The following is an 18,025-nucleotide window of genomic DNA, read 5'->3' as shown; positions in this document are numbered from 1 at the left end:
CAGGGAGGCGGATCTATGGCAGCCAGGCAACGTGGCGTTGTGCTGACCTATGTGGACAAGTTGGAGACCCTGGAAGACTGTATTCGGCTCGGTGAGTACGATACGGTAAAAGTGGTCACGGGATGGGGGTTAGCGAGTGGCTGGAATCCTGAGACCCGCAAACGGGTGCTAAACATGGTACCTAACGTGATCGTGCGGACGGTGAGCGGCGACCCCAGCTATGCCCGCCCCTTCGATCCGCTTTCGGGCAAGCCACGCCCAGGGGCCAAGGGGCCGAATGCCCAATATTGGGACTACGACTTCCCCAAACCCGATCTCTGCGAACGCGAGATTCAGGAATGGTACTCCATCCGCCCCGATATTATGGTTGAGATTGGCAATGAACCCAACGTCTTCAACCAAGACGATGAGTTCATCTGGGCGTGGGCCTATTGGCTCGAACAGTCGGTCAAGCACTGTAAGAAGGTCTTCCCGCAGGCCACCTTCATCTCACCCGGCTTTATGATGGATAATAGCGGCAATATGCGCCGTTTCTATGAGATCGCTAATCAGCAGATTCGCCTCTTCGATATGATTGGCGTGCATTTCTACGAATACTATGCCTTCGCGCCCGATGGTGCCCCGGCCACTAAAGGCGAGTTGCGTGATGCGATTGAACTGCACAAGCAGTTCTTCCCCGAAAAGCCCTGGTACATTACCGAGTATGGGATCAACGACACTAAGCAGGTACCCAAGCATGAGAAGGGTATTCGCTACGCCAAACTGGTGCATGGCGGAGAAGGCTGGCCACCCCTGCCCGACAATGTGGTGGGCGCGGTCTACTACCACCTCGCCATGAAGGGCGATCTGCACCCGGAGTACCACATCTACCCCGAAGGTGACAAGACCTACCGTGAAACATGCGCGGCTGCCGAGGCGGCACTCGGTCAGATCGAGATCTTCGGTGCCAGCCCCGATGCGGCCCCACCTGCACCGACAGGGCCGCTGGGCGACATCCCCGCCCGCCTGGCGTTGCTCATCGCCGACCTCGCCGAACACGAGGCCACACTGGTGAATCGCCGTGCCACCGCCTTCGCCGACTTTAGTGACGACGAGGCCAAGTTGCTGCGCCGCATCCAGAAGATGCGTAGCACACTGGAACGGGCATTAGCGTTGGGGTAGGGGCGCATCGTGATGCGCCCTATACCCCTCAAGCTAAGCAGATTTCTGCTTGGGGCTATGCCCCAAACCCATGGTTGTGCTGGTGCGGTTGGCCGCAAAGCGGCCAACCGCACCAGCACAACCCTCTTTTTCGTGGGGCCTGCCGCCTCCACATGGGGCGCGTTGCGACGCGCCCCTACGCTTTGGCGGGCTGCAACTTGGGGATGATCCACAAACACCCCGCCAACACCCCAAACCCAACCACCTGGCCAGTCCGCAGGCCCGCCAGCACCAACGCACTATCCCCGCGCAGCCCCTCAATCCCGATCTGGGCCAACGCCAACGCCCCGATAACCAGCGGCAGTCGGCTGGCGGGAGCAAGTGGCGCACTGCGGGTACGCCACCAAAGAGCCAGAGTGATCAGTGCGGCTACGGCAGCGTAAATCTGGGTCGGATGACGCCACTCTTCCCACAGATAGATGCTCCAAGGCAGGTTGGCTGCGGCTCCGTAGGCATCGCCACCCGCCAGTTGGGCCAGTGCAAGGGACAACGCCATCAGCGGTAACGTAGGGGCCAGCGCATCAAGCGCTGGGCGAAGCACAATCTGGCGGCGCTGAGTATCAAAGAGCAGCAAAAGAATCCCAATGAAGAGGCCAAATGGCAAATCGAGCGCACTCAGGGTGGGAGCCAGCAACGCCAATGGCTCCTCCAGATAGGCCGCTGGGGCAGCCGCAGCAAATGCGAGGCGCGCCGCAATCAGCCCGCCCACCAGACCCACCATGAGCGCCCCGGAGAGCGCGGTGCCGCGCAATCCTAACTGATCACCCTCGCGCTCCACCAGCCACACCGCCAACCAGAAACCGATCAGCAGCAGCAACCCCGGAGTGTTGATCGCCAGTGGGCCAAGCTGAATGAAGGGCAACATCAGGGAGCCTCTTGAAGTAGTGGGTCAAGCGTGGCACGTAGCGTAGCCTCATTGAGTGGCCCGCCATAGAAGATCTTGCGGATCACCCCTTGGCGATCAATCACAAACGTCGTGGGGAGCGCCTGCACGCGGTAGGTATGCGTCACCGTCCCATCCCTATCGAGCAGGATGGGGAAACTCAACCCCAATTCTTGCACAAAGCCCTGTACTGCGGCCGCATCGTCCTGGACGGTGCTATTCACCGCCAAGATCACCAACCCTTGCTGAGCCTGGGTCGTATGTAATTGTTGGATCGCGGGCATCTCAGCGCGACACGGGCCGCACCATGTTGCCCACACATTCAGCACCACCACCTGGCCACGAGTGTCACTCAGGCGGATCGTGTCAGCATTGAGGGTCTGGAGGGTGAAATCCGGGGCTGGGAAATCAACACGCGGGCTAGGAATCCGCGCCCCATTGGCCGCATCGGGCACCCGCGCCAGCCACGTCCACCCCGCACTCAACAGCAAGAGCAGCGTGGCGAAGATGCTCCAACGCCGCTGCGACTCAAGCAACCAGAAGATCATAGTTCCCCGATCATCCCGTAGGGGCAAAGCATCGCCCTACAACCTCGTTCGGGTTCGCCGACCACATGGAGGGCGATGCTTCGCCCCTACTCAAGCACCGCCTCATAGGTCACCTGCACATCGGGGGAGAGCGATGCACGCACCGAGCAGTACTTGTTGAGGGAGAGATCAATCGCTCGGTTTAATTGATCCAGATCAAGACCCTCTGCCGAAGCAGTGTAGCGCAGATGAATGCGGGTGAAGGGCCAGGGAGCCTTCTCCTTCTGCTCGGCGGTCACGGTTACTTTCAGGGCGTCGAGGGTGAGCTTGCGCTTACCGATAATCTCGACCACATCATGGGCCGAGCAACCCGCCAGCGACAAGAGCAGCGCCTCAGAAGGCTTTACACCCACATCATCCTTACCCGAAAAGACGGCGCTATGCCCACCACTATCAACCGCGAGGTAACGCTGGCGCTCGATCCACGTCAGTTCGACCTGTGCCATATGATCAGCCTCCCCAATAGGTTTGTCGTGTGTGTTGCCAATTCTTCACTGTAGGTATTATACCATTGGTAGAGGTTTGGGGGGCGGCAAGCCGCCCCCGAACCTCAGGGCATGTGCAAAGTCACCTCCGGTGGGGGTTTGGGGGCGGCTTTCCGCCCCCGAAGATATTTTTTTGTTGTTTTTTGGCGGCGTAGCCGCCAAAAAACAACAAAAATGAGGGTTTGGGGCGCAGCCCCAATGACTTTGCACATGCCCTGCCCCAAACCTCAATACTACCAATCTACGGCACCAACGGCGTCACCGGCTGGCCAGCGGCGAGTTGAGCGAGTGCAGGTTCCATCTCAGCGAAGGTTATCCCACCCTCATAGCGATACTGAATGATCCCATTCGCATCAACCAGGAACGTCCACGGTTCGGTGACAAGGTTCCATTCATGCATGGGTTCGACCAACTTCTGCTGCTGGAACGCCTCACCAAACGGGTAGGGATAGACCTCCACATGGATGAAATTGATCCGATCCTTGTACTCCTCCTTCAACTTCTTGAAGACCGCCATATTCGGGCCACAGACGGCAGTCTGGCAGAAGGAGGGGGTCAGGAAGCCAACCACAAACGGCTGCTTGGCCGCAATCGCCTCGGCAATCGTCATCTGGTAGAAATCGGGGTCAGGAGTGGGGTCGGAGCTAATCTGGCTCAGATCGGGGTTGTCACGGATGGTCAGGTTCTGGCTGGGGATGGCGGGTTGGCCAATACCTGGCACATTGGGTGTCGCCAAGACCGTGAGGCGCATGTTAAAGGTGAGCGGTTCGCTGCCCGCTTGGGGTAGCGCGATCTCCATATTCCACGCCCCCGGCTGATCAAAGGTGGCATAACCGACGTAGAGACCAAAGGGCAAACCCTCACCACGATAGACCGCCGTCGACTCATGCGCCACCTCCCCACCCACCGGAGAGAAGCGCATGCCAATCTGAAGCTCGGTATCACGGATGGGTGTACCGTCCTGCAAAACACCGAGGGCAATCCGGTTTGGGCCAGTGTTAAGCTCCGAGATGGCCAGCACAGGCACCATCATACGAGTTGGAGCCGCCGCAGTTGGCGGAGCCACCATCGTGGGAGGCACCGAAGTAGCGGTAGGTGTCGGTGGTGCCACTGGCTGACCACATGCGGCGAGCAGGAGGGTCAGCAGAACCAGCGTAAGGAGACGGGGCGATCTGGTGATCATACGTAATATTCCTATCTAGTAGAGCAGTGATGTTACAGTATAAAGCATTCGTTAAAGCACTTCATCAGATGGCCCATGGGAGGGTTCGCCCACACAAGTGTCCGCAGATTACACAGATTACCAAGACTTATTTGCGTCTCTCCTCTGCACTCCCTCTGCGGTTAATCTGTTCTACCCTTGATAATCTGCGTAATCTGCGGATGATCCCCACACCCTCCTTTTATGGTACACTGAACCGCAATCAATGGTGAATAGGGGAGAAGGTTGTGGAAATTGTCCGCTCGCTCGCGCCAAGTCTCGCGCAGCGACCCACCGTACTCACGATGGGTAAGTTTGATGGGCTGCATCTTGGGCATCGCCAGTTGATCAGCACAGCGGTGCGGCATGCCCGTAATTTGGGCTTTCTGAGCGCCGTGCTGACCTGGGAACCGCATCCGAATGTGATTCTACGCCCCGGCACCCCACCCCAGTTGCTGAGTAATCTGGAAGAGAAGATCGAACTGATCGGCTCATTCGATCCCGATCTATTGATCATCGCCCCCTTTACCGAAGCGACTAAGGCCATCCCCGCCGATGCCTACATGGCCCAGATCTGTGCGGCGCTGCCACTGCGTGAACTCTGGGTGGGTGAGGGCTTTGCGATGGGCCGTGACCGCGAAGGTGATGTGCCGAGCCTGATGGCGATTGGCCAACAACGCGGCTTTGCGGTCGGTGCGGCAAGCAAGGTCGAGATCGAGGGTGAGGTGGTGAGTGCCTCGCGAGTCCGCGAACTACTCGCCGCTGGGCAGGTGGAACGTGCCGCGATGCTGCTCGGACGCCCCTTTGGGTTGCGGGGCACGGTGGTACCGGGGGATCAGCGTGGCCGGGTGATTGGCTTTCCGACCGCCAACCTAGACATCAGCGCCAACCACGTCCTGCCCGCCGATGGCGTCTATGCCTGCCGGGTGCTGATTGATGGCACGAGCCTACCCGCCGTGACCAACGTAGGGCTGCGGCCCACCTTCGGCCTGATACAGCGCACCGTCGAGGCTCACCTGCTCGATTGGAGCGGCGACATCTATGGCCGCACGCTCCAGATCACCTTCCTCCACCGGCTGCGCGGTGAACAGAAGTTTGCCGGGATTGAAGCATTGATCGCCCAAATTCGCCAGGATGCCGAGCATGCACGTCAATTGTTGATTGGGTAAATGGTGTAGAGACGCAAGATGTTGCGTCTCCCCTAGACGCAAGATGTTGCGTCTCCCCTAGACGCAAGATGTTGCGTCTCCCCTAGACGCAAGATGTTGCGTCTCTACGATCCCATAAACAAAAGACTCTGAATCTGCTGAAAGAATGCCGGATCGAAATAGAAGATCATCGCCACCGCCACCACCAGCGCCAATACCACCGCCACAATCCAGATCGGCCAACGCGGGATACTGCGCGGCATACGCGGGCCACCCAGCGCGGGTGCCGGGATGCTCTCTTCCACGTAGTGTTGCGCACGGAACTCGGCAATTAGTGGTTCAGCCTCCATCCCCAAAAAGGTGACATAGCGGCTAAACATGTCGAGCGCGGCTGGGCCTCGCGGGAGCAGAGTGAACTTCTCATCTTCCATGGCCTGGAGGTAGGAGATACGCACCTTAAGTTCATTCTCCACCTGCACCAGCGTCATGTGGCGTCGCATCCGCGCCTGCCGTAAGCGCGGCCCAACTCGATCACTATCCTCGAACGGGGCTGGCTCAGAGGGTGGTGCATGCGGAGAACTGGATGGCGGCATGCGCAGCAACGCCATCTCCTCAGCCTTATCCATGAAGATCGCATCGTCGTCGTTCTCGCGGCGCTTCGTTGAGCGTGGTGGAGGCGGCAGATGCGAACCCAGGCGTTCCGTGGTGGAGGTGCGGCTTGCCGATGCGACCGGCGTAGACTGCACCAGCGGCAAACGGCTCCGTACCCGCGCCAGTAGCTCCGCTGAACGGTAGGGCTTGGCGATATAATCAGTTGCACCGGCGGCAAAACCGCGTACCATGTCCTCCTCACGCGAGGCGGCACTCACCACCATCACCGGCGTTAGCGGGGCAAGCCGCGCTAACAGATCCCATCCGCGATCATGCTCACTGCGGACCTCGATCACCACTAGATCGGGCACTTCTTCCTGGTACAACTGCTCGGCATGGGTAAGATCGCTGCTCTTCTGCACACGATAGCCCGCCTCTTCAAGCAGGAAGCCTAAACTAGCGAGCAGGATCACATCATCATCAATGATCTGAATCAGGGCCAAAGCAACGCTCCATGATCAGGCAAGGTGGCAGATGAGTAGGTGCAGGAGTGTCGCCTTCAACGGCAACCTGCAACCTCGCCGTATAATAGACCTATTGATTGGCATTATACCATCGTTAAGCTATGCACCATTTGTATGACATCATTGTGATTGGGGCTGGTCACGCCGGGTGTGAGGCGGCAAATGCCGCTGCACGCATGGGCTGTCGCACGTTGTTACTGACGATTGATCTGGACAAGATCGGCTATATGCCCTGCAATCCGAGCATCGGTGGCCCAGCCAAGGGCCATTTGGTGCGCGAGATTGATGCGCTGGGTGGCGTGATCGCGCGCGTCACCGATCAGAGTGCTATCCAGATTCGAGTACTCAATGAGAGTAAGGGGCCGGCAGTTCAATCGCTCCGGGCGCAATCCGATAAGCGTCTCTATAGCCAGATCATGAAGGAGACGCTGGAACGGTTGCCTAATCTGGATGTGCGCCAGGCGATGGTTGAGCAGATCAGCATGATCCACGCTGAACCCGATTCGTCACTCACGCCCTTCGCCTTTAGCGTGCGCACCCACACCGGCTACTGCTACCAGGCCCGCGCCCTCGTGCTGACAGTCGGAACCTTCCTGCGGGGCCGGGTCATTACGGGCGAGGCCACCTGGGCTGCTGGGCGGGCCGGGGAGGCTCCGGCGGTGGCGCTGGGAGAGAATCTGGCCGCGTTGGGCTTCCCGCTGGTGCGGCTGAAGACCGGCACGCCGCCGCGTATCCATGCGGCCTCGATTGATTTTAGCCAGACTGAGGTGCAGCAAGGTAGCCGCGTGCCGGTGGCGTTTGCGCATTACTATGATCATGAACCGCTTCCGATTCCCTTCCAAAACCCACCCTGCCCGTACTACCCAGATCCCCAACTGGATGGCTGGCGACCGCAACTACCCTGCTACCTCGTGCATACCACCCCGCAGTTCCACGCTCTCATCCGCGACAACCTGCACCGCGCCCCGCTCTTCAGTGGCGTGATCGCCGGAATTGGCCCGCGCTACTGCCCCAGCATCGAGGACAAGATCGTGCGCTTCGCCGATAAGGATCGCCACGGCCTCTTCCTCGAACCCGAAGGCTGGACGACCAGCGAAGTCTATGTGCAGGGCTGCAACACCTCCTTACCAGAGGATGTACAATGGGCGATGCTGCGCAGCATCCCCGCCTTGCGCAACGCCGAACTGATGCGGATCGGCTATGCCATCGAATATGACGCGGTGGCAAGCGGCGAGATCGGATCTGATTTGCAGGCGCGCCGGATGCGCGGGCTATTCCTGGCCGGTCAGGTGAACGGCACCACCGGCTACGAGGAGGCCGCCGCCCAGGGCTTAATCGCCGGTATCAATGCGGTACGCTATGTGCGCCGCCAACCAGCCGTGATCCTGGGGCGCGACCAAGCCTATATTGGGGTGCTGATTGATGATCTGGTGACGAAGGAGATTACTGAACCCTACCGCATGTTCACCTCGCGCGCCGAACACCGCTTGCTGTTGCGCAGCGATAACGCCGATCTGCGCCTGACCCCAGTAGCCTACGAGTTGGGACTCGTGAATGCCGAGCGGGTGACGGCGGTCGAGCAGAAGCGCGAGGCGGTGGCGCGCCTGTGTGCGGAGTTGGCCGGGCAGCGCATCTTCCCCACGGTGGCGGTCAATACCGCCCTCGCCGAGGCTGCGGTGACCCCGCTCCGCCAGCCGATGAGCGCCTTCGAGTTGCTGGCGCGCCCCAACGTAGGCTACCAGCAACTCCAAGCCCCGCTAGGCTTCCCGGCTGCCGAGCCGGGGGTGATCGAACAGGTCGAGATGAATGCTAAATATGGCGGCTATATTGAACGCCAACAGCGCGAAGTGGAGCGCCTGCGCAAAATGGAGTCGCGCCGCATCCCCGCTGAGATAGACTACACCCGGTTGCATGGGCTACGCAACGAAGCGCGCCAAGTCCTCATACGTTTCCGTCCGGCCACCCTGGGCCAAGCCGGGCGGCTCGCTGGCATCACCCCCGCCGATGTGACGATTCTCTTGTTTGCGTTGGAGAGGCAAGGGGTGGGGCGGTAAGGATGTCCGGGTAATCCGAAAACACATGTGTGGGCATCCCGGCAATGCATGGTCGGCCAACCCGGCACATTGTAGGGGCGAAGCATCGCCCGCCAGATGGCCGGGGAAATCCCAAACATCCCGTAGGGGCGATGCTTCGCCCCTACGGGATGTTCGGGCATCCCGACAACGCATGTTCGGGCCTCCCGGCAACGCATGTTCGGGCCTCCCGGCAATGCATGTTCGGACATCCCGGCAATGCATGTTCGGGGTGCCCGCACCAGGTTGGCGGGCGATGCTATAATACCCCCAGCACTCATCTGTTTTTGAGGAAGATATGACCAACGCAGCAACCCCACCCGCCCGTCCGGCGGAGATGGCAAAAGCCTATGAACATCAGCCGGTGGAACGCTCCTTGTATCCATGGTGGGAGCGCAGCGGCTTTTTCGCTCCACGGAGCGATGCCCCTAAACCACCATTTGTCATCTCCATCCCGCCACCCAATGTCACCGGCGAACTGCACCTCGGCCACGCCATGTTTATCACGATTGAGGATCTGATGATCCGCTGGCGCCGTATGCAGGGCTATCAGACGCTCTGGGTTCCCGGTACCGACCACGCCGGGATTGCGACCCAGACGCAGGTGGAGAAGTTGCTGCGTAGCGAGGGTACGTCGCGTGAGGCGGTCGGGCGCGAGGAGTTTTTGCGCCGTACCTGGGAGTGGAAGGCCAAGTATGGCGGCGAGATCCAGAACCAGTTGCGCCGCCTCGGTGCCTCCTGCGATTGGGAACGCGAGCGCTTTACGCTCGATGAGGGGCTTTCGCGTTCCGTCCAGACCGCCTTCAAGCGCCTCTACGACGATGGCCTGATCTATAAGGGTACCTACCTCGTTAATTGGTCACCCAACCTCCAGACGGCGGTCAGCGATCTTGAGGTGGAGTTTGAGACCCGCCAGGTCTCGATCTGGCATGTGCGCTACCCGGTGATCAATGCCGATTGGGCCGGGCCGCAACACCCCTGGGGGAGTGGCCGTTGGGCTGAAGGAGCCACCCAGTGGATCACGGTCGCCACCACCCGCCCCGAAACGATCCTGGGTGATACGGCCATCGCCACTCCCCCCGACGACCCGCGCTTCACCGATCTGGTCGGGCGCACAGCGGTACTGCCCGCGCTGGCCCGTTCCATCCCGATCATTGCCGATGCATATGTGGACCCCGAATTTGGCTCCGGTGCGGTCAAGATTACGCCCGCCCACGATAAAAACGACTACGAGGTCGGCAAGCGCCACAATCTGCCCCAGATCACGATTCTGAATAAGGACGCCACGATCAATGCTGAAGGTGGCCCCTACCAGGGCTTGGAGCGCTTTGCCGCCCGCAAGGCCATCGTCCAGGATCTGGAACATGAGGGGCTGTTGGTCAAGGTTGACCCCCACACCATGAGTGTTGGTATCAGCCAGCGCGGCGGCGAGATCATCGAGCCGCTGCTCTCTGAACAGTGGTTCGTCAAGACTCGCCCGCTGGCCGATCTCGCTCTGGCCGCCGTGCGTGAGGGCCGTACCAAGATTATTCCCGAACGCTTCGAGAAGGTCTACTACCACTGGCTGGAGAACATTGAAGATTGGTGCATCTCGCGCCAGCTCTGGTGGGGCCACCGCATCCCGGTCTGGTACGTGCCCGATGGCACGATGGTGGTGCTCGGCCCTGATGAGACCCCGCCTGAGGGTGCCGTCCAAGACCCGGATGTGCTCGATACCTGGTTCTCCTCCGGTCTGTGGCCCTTCTCCACGTTGGGTTGGCCTCATCAGACGCCCGATCTTGCCACCTACTACCCGACTAGTGTGCTCGAAACGGGTTACGACATCCTCTTCTTCTGGGTGGCGCGCATGATGATGATGGGCTGCTACCTGACCGGCACTGAGCCGTTCCACACGATCTATCTGCATGGCCTCGTGCGCGATGAGCACGGGCGCAAGATGTCCAAGTCGTATGGGAATGTGGTCAATCCGCTCAAAGTGATGGATGCCCAAGGCACCGATGCGCTACGCTTCACGCTGGCGACGTCAGGCACGCCCGGCCAGGATCTCAACCTCAACCCGCAGCGCATCGAGTCGGCGCGCAACTTTGCCAACAAGATCTGGAATATCACCCGCTTCGTGATCAGTAAGGGGGTGCGCGTCAGCGATGCTCACACCCCGCTCACCGCACTGAGCCTCGCGGATCGCTGGATTCTTTCGCGCTACAACCGCCTCTGCCTCGATACCAACCGGCTGATGGAGGGTTCCAACTTTGGCGAGGCGGGCCGCCAGATGCACGACTTCTTGTGGGGCGAGTTTGCCGATTGGTATGTCGAGATTGCCAAGGTGCAGCTTGAGGGCAACGCCGAACAACAAGCGACGACCCGCGCCGTCCTCTACACCGTACTCGAAGGTACGCTGCGCCTGTTGCACCCCTACATCCCCTTCATTACCGAGGAGGTGTGGCAATACCTGACCCAGATTGAAGGCCAGGAGCCTGCCGCAAGCCACAGTATCATGCTGGCCGCCTACCCCGAAGGTGACGCGGCACTGCTCAGTCCGCAGGCCGAAGCCGATTGGGATCTGGTGCAAACGCTGATCGTCGCTGTTCGTAACATTCGCAGCGAGTACAAGGTCGAACCGTCCAAGTGGGTCGCCGCCACCGTGGTGGGGGGCGAGCGAGCCACACTCTTGCGCGAGCAGGCCGCGCTGCTGGCGCGGCTCGGACGAGTGGATGCCGAGCGCTTAGAGATCGTCGAGGCGATTACCGCCAAGCCGACCCAGTCGGCGGCGATTGTGTTGGGAGGCGTGGAAGCCTACCTGCCGCTGGCCGGGCTGATTGACCTCGAAGCCGAACGGGCGCGCCTGCGCAAGGAGTTGGAGCAGGCCGAAGCCGATGTAACCCGCCGCGAGGCAAAACTATCCAATCCCGGCTTTGTCGGCAAAGCTCCGGCAACTGTCGTGCAGCGCGAACGCGAGAGCCTAGAAACCGCCCGCGCTGCGCTGGTCAGCCTGCGCGAACGTCTGGCAGAGATTTAACTTCCCGGTTTTGACGCAAAGACGCCAAGGCGCAAAGCCTTTACCAAAGGCACCCAACACAACCTTTGCGTCTTTGCGCCTTGGCGTCAACTCAAGGAGTGAGGTAGGCCGCCGGAATGATCAACCTACTCAATCAAACCTACGCCTACTTTCTCGATAACCAGAACCGCTTCTGGGCCGAACTCGGACGCCATCTGAGCCTGAGCAGCACCGCACTAGCAATCAGCCTCATCCTCTGCATCCCGCTCGGCATCTGGGCCGCTCGCCATGTTCGGGCGGCCCAATATCTGATCACCGCAGTCGGATCACTCCGGCTCATTCCGAGCCTCGCCATTCTCTTCCTCGTCATGCCCTACCTGGGAACCGGCGCAACCCCCGCCATCACCGCGCTCACGATCCTGGCCATGCCCTCGATCCTGATCAACGTCTACACCGGGCTTCGCGGAGTCGAGCCAGCCGTGGTTGAAGCCGCCGCCGCCATGGGCATGACCGCCCGACAACGGCTGCTCCAAGTTGAAATCCCACTGGCTCTCCCAGTTATGATCGCCGGTATCCGCACCGCCACTGTCGAGGTCATCGCCAGTGCCACCCTGGCCGCCTTTATTGGCGCGGGCGGGCTAGGCATCTTCGTCACCCGTGGGTTTGCCCTCTTTGAACCCCGCATTATGCTCCTAGGCGCGATTCCCGTAGCTGTGTTAGCCTTAATAAGTGAGGTGGTTCTCGGCTTCGTGGAACGCTGGTTTACCCCACCGAGGTAATGCATTCCACCAACGCCGTCTACCATAGATGTCTCCGCATAGGAACAAGGAGAAGACGTTATGCTCCGCAGAACGACCCAGTTGATGACACTGGCCCTCGTCGTGATCCTCACCGCATGTGGTCAGGCTGCCCCGGTAGCCCCCACCACCGCTCCAGCCGCCTCACCGGCGGCGGAGAATCCGACCCCCGCCGCAGAAAGCCCCACGGTAGCATCCACCCCCGCCGCAGAAAACCCCACGGCGGTAACCGAACCGACGGCAGCCCCAAGTGGTGCGACGATCCGCATTGGCTCCAAGCACTTCACCGAAGCGATCTTGGTCGCCGAGATGTACGCCCTGATGCTGGAGGAGAACGGCTTTACCGTTGAGCGCAAGTTTAGCCTGGGGGCCACCGCGATTGCCCACGAGGCGCTGGTAGGTGGCGACATTGACCTCTACCCAGAATACACCTCCACCGGCTTGCAGGTGGTTTTGAAGCAACCCGCACTCCCCGACGAGGCGGCGATTATGGCCGCGTTGCGCAAGGGCTACGAGGAGCAGTTCCAGGTGACGTGGCTCAACCCTTCGCCCTTCAACAACACCAACGTCTTCGCCCTGACCAAGGAGAAGGCCGAGGAGCTTGGCGTTGTCACCTTCTCAGATCTGGTTGCCGTCTCTGCCGATGTACGCCTAGGTGGCCCACCGGAATTCCCGGAGCGCGAGGATAACAAGGCCATCTTGGCTATGTACGGCTTCGATCCCAAGTTCAGTGGCGACAACTACGTGCAACTCGATTCGGGCAGCCTACGCTACGAGGCACTCACCCGTGGTGATGTTGATGTGGTGGTCGCCTTCGGCACCGACGGCCAGATCGCCGGTTTGGGCCTCACGGTACTCCAAGACGACAAGAACGCCTACCCGATCTACCAGATCGCGCCGGTGATCCGCCAGGACGCCCTCAACGCCAACCCACAGATCGCCGAGATCCTCAACGCGATGGCTCCGCTGCTCACCAGCGAAGTCATGTCGGGGTTGAACTGGCAGGTGGATGGGCCGGAGAAGAAGGAAGTGTCCGTGGTAGCACGTGAGTTCCTGGTCAGCCAGGGGGTGATCAAGTAGGGTACGCCCCATGGGCGTCACGTAGGGGCGCGTCGCGACGCGCCCCATACGGTCACGAAACCGGAAAGAACGCCGTCCACCAGCGGTGCCAATTCGGCGCAGGTGGCTCCGGCGGCAACGGGCTGAGCGTTGACCCATCGGAGGAGGCGGAGGTGGTCGGGAGCGGCGGCGGGGTTTGAACCATCAGCACCATATCGCCATCACGTGCATAGCCCAACTGCTCACGAGCGATACGTTCCACATTCGCATCGGACTCGGCAAAGTCCACCGCTGCCTCAAGCTGGCGGTTCTCGGCGCGAATCTGATCAACCTCTGCCGCCAGGGCGGCACGTTGCGCCTCTAGGCGCGCACTCAGCATCACCTGGCCAATAAAGTTGGCGATCAGCAACCCGATCAAGGTCAGCATCACTGCGCCCACCAGCAGCGAGGCCAAGCCTCGCCCGCCGGAGCGCGCCAAAGCGGCCAAACGCGCAAAGATCGTATGACCCTCGACCGCAGAGCGCCGCCGTACAACATGACGCCAATTGGGCAAGATACGACGTGTTGCGTGGGGGCGTTTTGCTTTCATCGGGAATTACCCATTGCTGGGCCGAGGTGCTTCAAGCAAGAGCGGCTCATCAATCGTGGTCGTCATCGCACTCTGCCCACGGAAGAGACCACCTGGCTCGATATGCAGTGCCGCAGCGGTAATATCTCCCCACACCTTGCCGGTGGGCGAGATCTCAAGCTGTTCCACAGCGATAATTTCACCCTTGACCGCCCCAGAGACGTGAACGTTCTGGGCCTTTACCGTTGCAATCACGCGCCCAGTCTCTCCCACAATGAGATTGCCAAGCACTTCTATATCACCCTCGACCGACCCATCAATGCGGATGTTACCATCGGAGGTCAACGACCCCTGAAAGCGCGTGTTCGCGCCGATGACCGTCTCCGGCTTACTACTGATCGTGTTAGGGGTGGTCTGAGGCTTTTTACTACTACCAAACATGCTGACACTTCCTCCTGCCATCCTTGCACGTACCGATACAAACGGGGTTTTTCGTTCATTTCACCCACGCGGGTGTCCGTTTTGGTGCAGGATAGGCAACTCAATTATAAACTACCCCAGCCTTGAGGGCAACCAGATTAAAGTATCTGGCTCAAGAAGAGCTTGGTGCGCTCGTGCTGGGGCGCACTAAAGATCTGTTCGGGGTTGCCTTCTTCCACAATCTGGCCATGATCCATAAAGACGATCCGATCCGCAACCTCACGAGCGAAGCCCATCTCATGGGTAACGCAGAGCATGGTGATGCCACCGCGCGCCAACTCTTTCATCACGTCCAATACCTCCTTGACCATCTCCGGGTCAAGTGCTGAGGTTGGTTCATCGAAGAGCATAATCCGGGGTTCCATCGCCAAGGCGCGCGCAATCGCCACCCGTTGCTGCTGGCCACCCGATAGTTGGCCGGGGAATTTTTGCGCTTGCTCGACAATCCCTACTCGTTCCAACAGTTCTTTCGCCTTGGCATCACTCTCTTTACGGGTCTTTTTACGCACCCAGATCGGTGCCAGGGTAATATTCTGCATGACCGTCAGGTGCGGGAAGAGGTTAAACTGCTGGAAGACCATGCCCGTCTCGCGCCGAATGGCGTCAATATTACGGATGTCATTGGTCATCTCGATCCCATCAACAATGATCGTCCCTTGCTGATGTTCTTCAAGGCGGTTAATAGTACGGATGAAGGTACTCTTACCACTGCCTGAAGGGCCACAAATGACCACTACTTCACCCCGACGTACCCGGATCGAGACATCACGTAGGGCGTGGAATTCGCCATACCACTTATTCACCCCTTCGCAGATGATGATCGGTTCTTGGTTGGTTTGATCAGCCATAGTTGCTAACTTTCTGCCTCAAGACACGCCTACCGATACCCGACACTCATCTTCTCCTCGATCTTCTTGCTGGTACGCGACATCGTAAAGCTGAAGATCCAGTAGATGACCGCAACGACAAAGAGTGTCTCGCGCCAGACCCCGCCGGTAAAGTCCTTCCATTCGGCCTGCGAATAGATCGTGCGCGCAATGCCAAGCAGATCTATCAGACCGACGATCACCACCAGCGAGGTATCTTTGAAGAGCGAGATAAACTGGCCCACCAGCACCGGAATGATCGCCCGTAGCGCCTGGGGAAGCGTGATCAGCAACGTCGTCTGCACCGAATTGAGGCCCAGTGCCCGTGCCGCCTCGGCCTGCCCACGTGGTAGTGATTGGAGACCACCGCGCACGTTTTCAGCCAGATACGCCGCGCTGAAGAGCGTTACCGCCACCATCGCCCGCACGACTGAGTCAATGCGTACCTGATCTGGCAGGAAGAGCGGCAGCATCAGTTGGGCCATAAAGAGCACCGTGACCAGCGGAATGCCACGGATGAGTTCGATATAGGCGATGCAGAAGCCCTTGACGATGGGCAGATCGCTCCGCCGACCCAGCGCGAGCAAGACGCCGAGCGGAAATGAGAGAATAATGCCACTACTAGAAAGAATCAGGGTGAGCAACAAGCCGCCCCAGAGGTTGGTCTCGACCACCGGCAAACCAACTCCGCCCCGGATGATCAGAATCCCTATCGGGTAGAGCAACACCCAACTGATGATCAACGGGATACGCAGCCGTTCAGCAATGCGACTCCCGCCCCAGATACCCAAGGCAAGCAGCGCCGAACTTCCCAAAAGAAAGATCGGGGCGGCGATCATTGGATTGAAGCCATCATTGGGGAAGGTGAAGGCGATGAGGCTCAACACAAACAGAATCAAGCCAAAGCCCGTCGCCAGATTACGCACGATACCCTTCCATACCCCACCACTCAGACCGGTCAACAGGGCGATCAGCGCGACCACCACCTCGACCCGCCACACCTGATCGGGGGGGTAACGCCCCACAAAGAGCAGGCGGATATTCGTCAGTACCGCGATCCAGCCCTGGGTGGTGAGCAACCAACCCAGCAGGTTACTGAGTAACTGGTAGAGCAGAAACGCGATCACTACCGAGATGATCGCGTTATACCAGGTGTTGAACAGATTTTGGCGCAGCCAATCCCACAACACCACCGTCGGTTTGGTTGGACGAGCACGTGCGGAGTCAGTTGTCATCGGATCACCTCTCTCAACTAGCGCTCTACTAACTGAATCCGCTTGTTGTACCAATTCATCAACAACGATGTTACAAGGCTGACACTCAAGTAGGCCAACATGACGATCAGCATCACCGGTACGGTCTGGCCGGTCTGGTTGAGGGTTGTACCTGCCACCGCAAAGAGATCGGGAAAACCAATCGCCACTGCCAAGCTACTATTTTTGGTCAGATTGAGATATTGGCTGGTCATCGGCGGGATCATGATCCGCAACGCCTGGGGAAAGATGACCAAGCGCAGCGTCTGGCCCGGAGTCAAACCAAGCGCACGTGCGGCTTCACGCTGGCCCTTATTGACCGCCTGAATGCCACTGCGCACAATCTCACCAATAAAGACCGCCGTATAGATGACTAAGCCCATGAGTAGTGCCGTAAAGTTGGTGGTAATGGTGACCCCACCCAGGAAATTAAAGCGTTGCAACACAGGAACATCGAGAATCAGGGGCCAGTTGCCGCTGGTAATACCAGAGACGAAGAAGCCAACCAGTACAATGCTCACCGCCAGCAGCAAGGCCCAGGGCAACGCCACCCCCGGTCGGTCGCGGCGCACAAACTGGATCCGGCGAACGATATACAGGATTAGCCCGGCCACCAGACCAACCGCGATCCAGATCTGCCACACCGCAAAACTGGAACCCACCCCGAACCATGGTAGCGTGACACCTCGGTTATGCAGGTAGAACAAGTCAGCGACACTGATCGCATCCTGAATACGCGGGAATTCCTGGCTCATAATCAGCCAGAAGAAGAGTTGCAGTAGCAATGGGATGTTACGCACCAGTTCCACATAGGCCGTCGCCACACTGCGTAGCATCCAGTTGCTCGACAAACGACTCACGCCAATAATGATCCCCAGAATTGTGGAGAGAACGATACCAATCACGGCAACCCGGAGAGTATTGAGAACCCCTACCACAAAGGCATAGCCATAGGTACGCCCAGGATCATACGGAATGGGACTCTCGCTAATTGGGAAACTGGCTGGTTGAGAGAGAAAGGAATAGTTGGGGAGTAGATTACTGCGCCGCAGACCCGCCATCATGTTGCTATAGAGGAACCAGATGAAACCCACTACCGCGATGAGGAAAAAGATCTGGAGCAACACCGCAATGATGCGTGTATCACGATAGAAGGGGATACGGGTCTGCTGCTGCGATGGGGGAGCAACGCTCATAGAGGCACCATTTCAGATTGCAGATCGCTGATTGCACCTGACCGCCGGTGGAGGTTCGAGGATATGGGCGCTACGTTTAGGGCTGCCGCCCTAAAACCCACGTGTGGGGCTACGCCTCAA

Annotated in this window: 16 protein-coding genes; 6 read left to right on the top strand and 10 right to left on the bottom strand. The window is 59.4% G+C overall.

The annotated features are described in order from the left end of the window. Positions 1-15 precede the first annotated feature (15 nt). The gene (locus EKD03_RS12600) at positions 16-1,161 is read left to right on the top strand and encodes a hypothetical protein (protein ID WP_129631201.1); all 1,146 of its coding nucleotides are present in this window, start codon (positions 16-18) and stop codon (positions 1,159-1,161) included. 175 nt (positions 1,162-1,336) lie between these two features. Here EKD03_RS12600 and EKD03_RS12595 read toward each other — a convergent pair whose 3' ends face one another. The 4 genes from EKD03_RS12595 to EKD03_RS12580 form a co-directional block, all read right to left on the bottom strand. Further along, on the bottom strand, positions 1,337-2,065 hold the full coding sequence (locus tag EKD03_RS12595) for a prolipoprotein diacylglyceryl transferase family protein (protein ID WP_129631198.1): 729 nt from the start codon (positions 2,063-2,065) through the stop codon (positions 1,337-1,339). Continuing rightward, the gene (locus EKD03_RS12590; RefSeq protein ID WP_129631195.1) at positions 2,065-2,631 is read right to left on the bottom strand and encodes a peroxiredoxin family protein; all 567 of its coding nucleotides are present in this window, start codon (positions 2,629-2,631) and stop codon (positions 2,065-2,067) included. Before EKD03_RS12590 ends, EKD03_RS12595 begins: the two co-directional genes overlap by 1 nt. Before the next feature lie 86 nt (positions 2,632-2,717). After that, positions 2,718-3,116 (bottom strand): OsmC family protein, encoded by a 399-nt coding sequence (locus EKD03_RS12585; protein ID WP_129631192.1) that lies wholly within the window; start codon positions 3,114-3,116, stop codon positions 2,718-2,720. A 280-nt stretch (positions 3,117-3,396) separates the two neighbouring features. Continuing rightward, positions 3,397-4,338 (bottom strand): TlpA family protein disulfide reductase, encoded by a 942-nt coding sequence (locus tag EKD03_RS12580; RefSeq protein WP_129631189.1) that lies wholly within the window; start codon positions 4,336-4,338, stop codon positions 3,397-3,399. 266 nt (positions 4,339-4,604) lie between these two features. Between EKD03_RS12580 and EKD03_RS12575 the strand changes: the two genes are divergently transcribed. Continuing rightward, positions 4,605-5,525, top strand: coding sequence for a bifunctional riboflavin kinase/FAD synthetase (locus EKD03_RS12575; RefSeq protein WP_129631186.1), 921 nt, complete (start codon positions 4,605-4,607; stop codon positions 5,523-5,525). A 104-nt stretch (positions 5,526-5,629) separates the two neighbouring features. Here EKD03_RS12575 and EKD03_RS12570 read toward each other — a convergent pair whose 3' ends face one another. After that, complete coding sequence (locus EKD03_RS12570) at positions 5,630-6,598, bottom strand: response regulator (RefSeq protein ID WP_129631183.1); 969 nt, start codon at positions 6,596-6,598, stop codon at positions 5,630-5,632. Between the two features lie 122 nt (positions 6,599-6,720). On the opposite strand from EKD03_RS12570, the gene mnmG reads away from it, so the two are divergent. The 4 genes from mnmG (at position 6,721) to EKD03_RS12550 (ending at position 13,563) form a co-directional block, all read left to right on the top strand. Further along, positions 6,721-8,673 (top strand): tRNA uridine-5-carboxymethylaminomethyl(34) synthesis enzyme MnmG, encoded by a 1,953-nt coding sequence (gene mnmG / locus EKD03_RS12565; RefSeq protein WP_129631180.1) that lies wholly within the window; start codon positions 6,721-6,723, stop codon positions 8,671-8,673. Between the two features lie 316 nt (positions 8,674-8,989). Next, the gene (locus EKD03_RS12560; protein WP_129631177.1) at positions 8,990-11,707 is read left to right on the top strand and encodes a valine--tRNA ligase; all 2,718 of its coding nucleotides are present in this window, start codon (positions 8,990-8,992) and stop codon (positions 11,705-11,707) included. Positions 11,708-11,823: 116 nt separating this feature from the next. Continuing rightward, positions 11,824-12,465, top strand: a complete 642-nt coding sequence (locus EKD03_RS12555) for an ABC transporter permease (RefSeq protein WP_129631174.1) — start codon at positions 11,824-11,826, stop codon at positions 12,463-12,465. Between the two features lie 60 nt (positions 12,466-12,525). After that, complete coding sequence (locus tag EKD03_RS12550; protein WP_238613510.1) at positions 12,526-13,563, top strand: glycine betaine ABC transporter substrate-binding protein; 1,038 nt, start codon at positions 12,526-12,528, stop codon at positions 13,561-13,563. 52 nt (positions 13,564-13,615) lie between these two features. On the opposite strand, the gene EKD03_RS12545 is transcribed toward EKD03_RS12550, so the two are convergent. The 5 genes from EKD03_RS12545 to EKD03_RS12525 form a co-directional block, all read right to left on the bottom strand. Next, positions 13,616-14,131, bottom strand: coding sequence for an FtsB family cell division protein (locus EKD03_RS12545; protein WP_129631171.1), 516 nt, complete (start codon positions 14,129-14,131; stop codon positions 13,616-13,618). A 6-nt stretch (positions 14,132-14,137) separates the two neighbouring features. Beyond that, positions 14,138-14,551 (bottom strand): bactofilin family protein, encoded by a 414-nt coding sequence (locus tag EKD03_RS12540; RefSeq protein ID WP_174842866.1) that lies wholly within the window; start codon positions 14,549-14,551, stop codon positions 14,138-14,140. 137 nt (positions 14,552-14,688) lie between these two features. Beyond that, the gene (locus EKD03_RS12535) at positions 14,689-15,438 is read right to left on the bottom strand and encodes an amino acid ABC transporter ATP-binding protein (RefSeq protein ID WP_129631165.1); all 750 of its coding nucleotides are present in this window, start codon (positions 15,436-15,438) and stop codon (positions 14,689-14,691) included. A gap of 29 nt (positions 15,439-15,467) precedes the next feature. After that, positions 15,468-16,691 (bottom strand): amino acid ABC transporter permease, encoded by a 1,224-nt coding sequence (locus EKD03_RS12530; RefSeq protein ID WP_174842865.1) that lies wholly within the window; start codon positions 16,689-16,691, stop codon positions 15,468-15,470. A 17-nt stretch (positions 16,692-16,708) separates the two neighbouring features. Next, positions 16,709-17,905, bottom strand: a complete 1,197-nt coding sequence (locus EKD03_RS12525) for an amino acid ABC transporter permease (protein WP_129631162.1) — start codon at positions 17,903-17,905, stop codon at positions 16,709-16,711. Between the last annotated feature and the right edge of the window lie 120 nt (positions 17,906-18,025).

It is taken from the genome of Candidatus Oscillochloris fontis (assembly GCF_004138135.1).
In the GTDB taxonomy this organism is placed as follows: Bacteria; Chloroflexota; Chloroflexia; order Chloroflexales; family Chloroflexaceae; genus Oscillochloris; species Oscillochloris fontis.
Note: the sequence above shows the minus strand (reverse complement) of the source record. Positions and strands in the feature narration are given on the sequence as shown.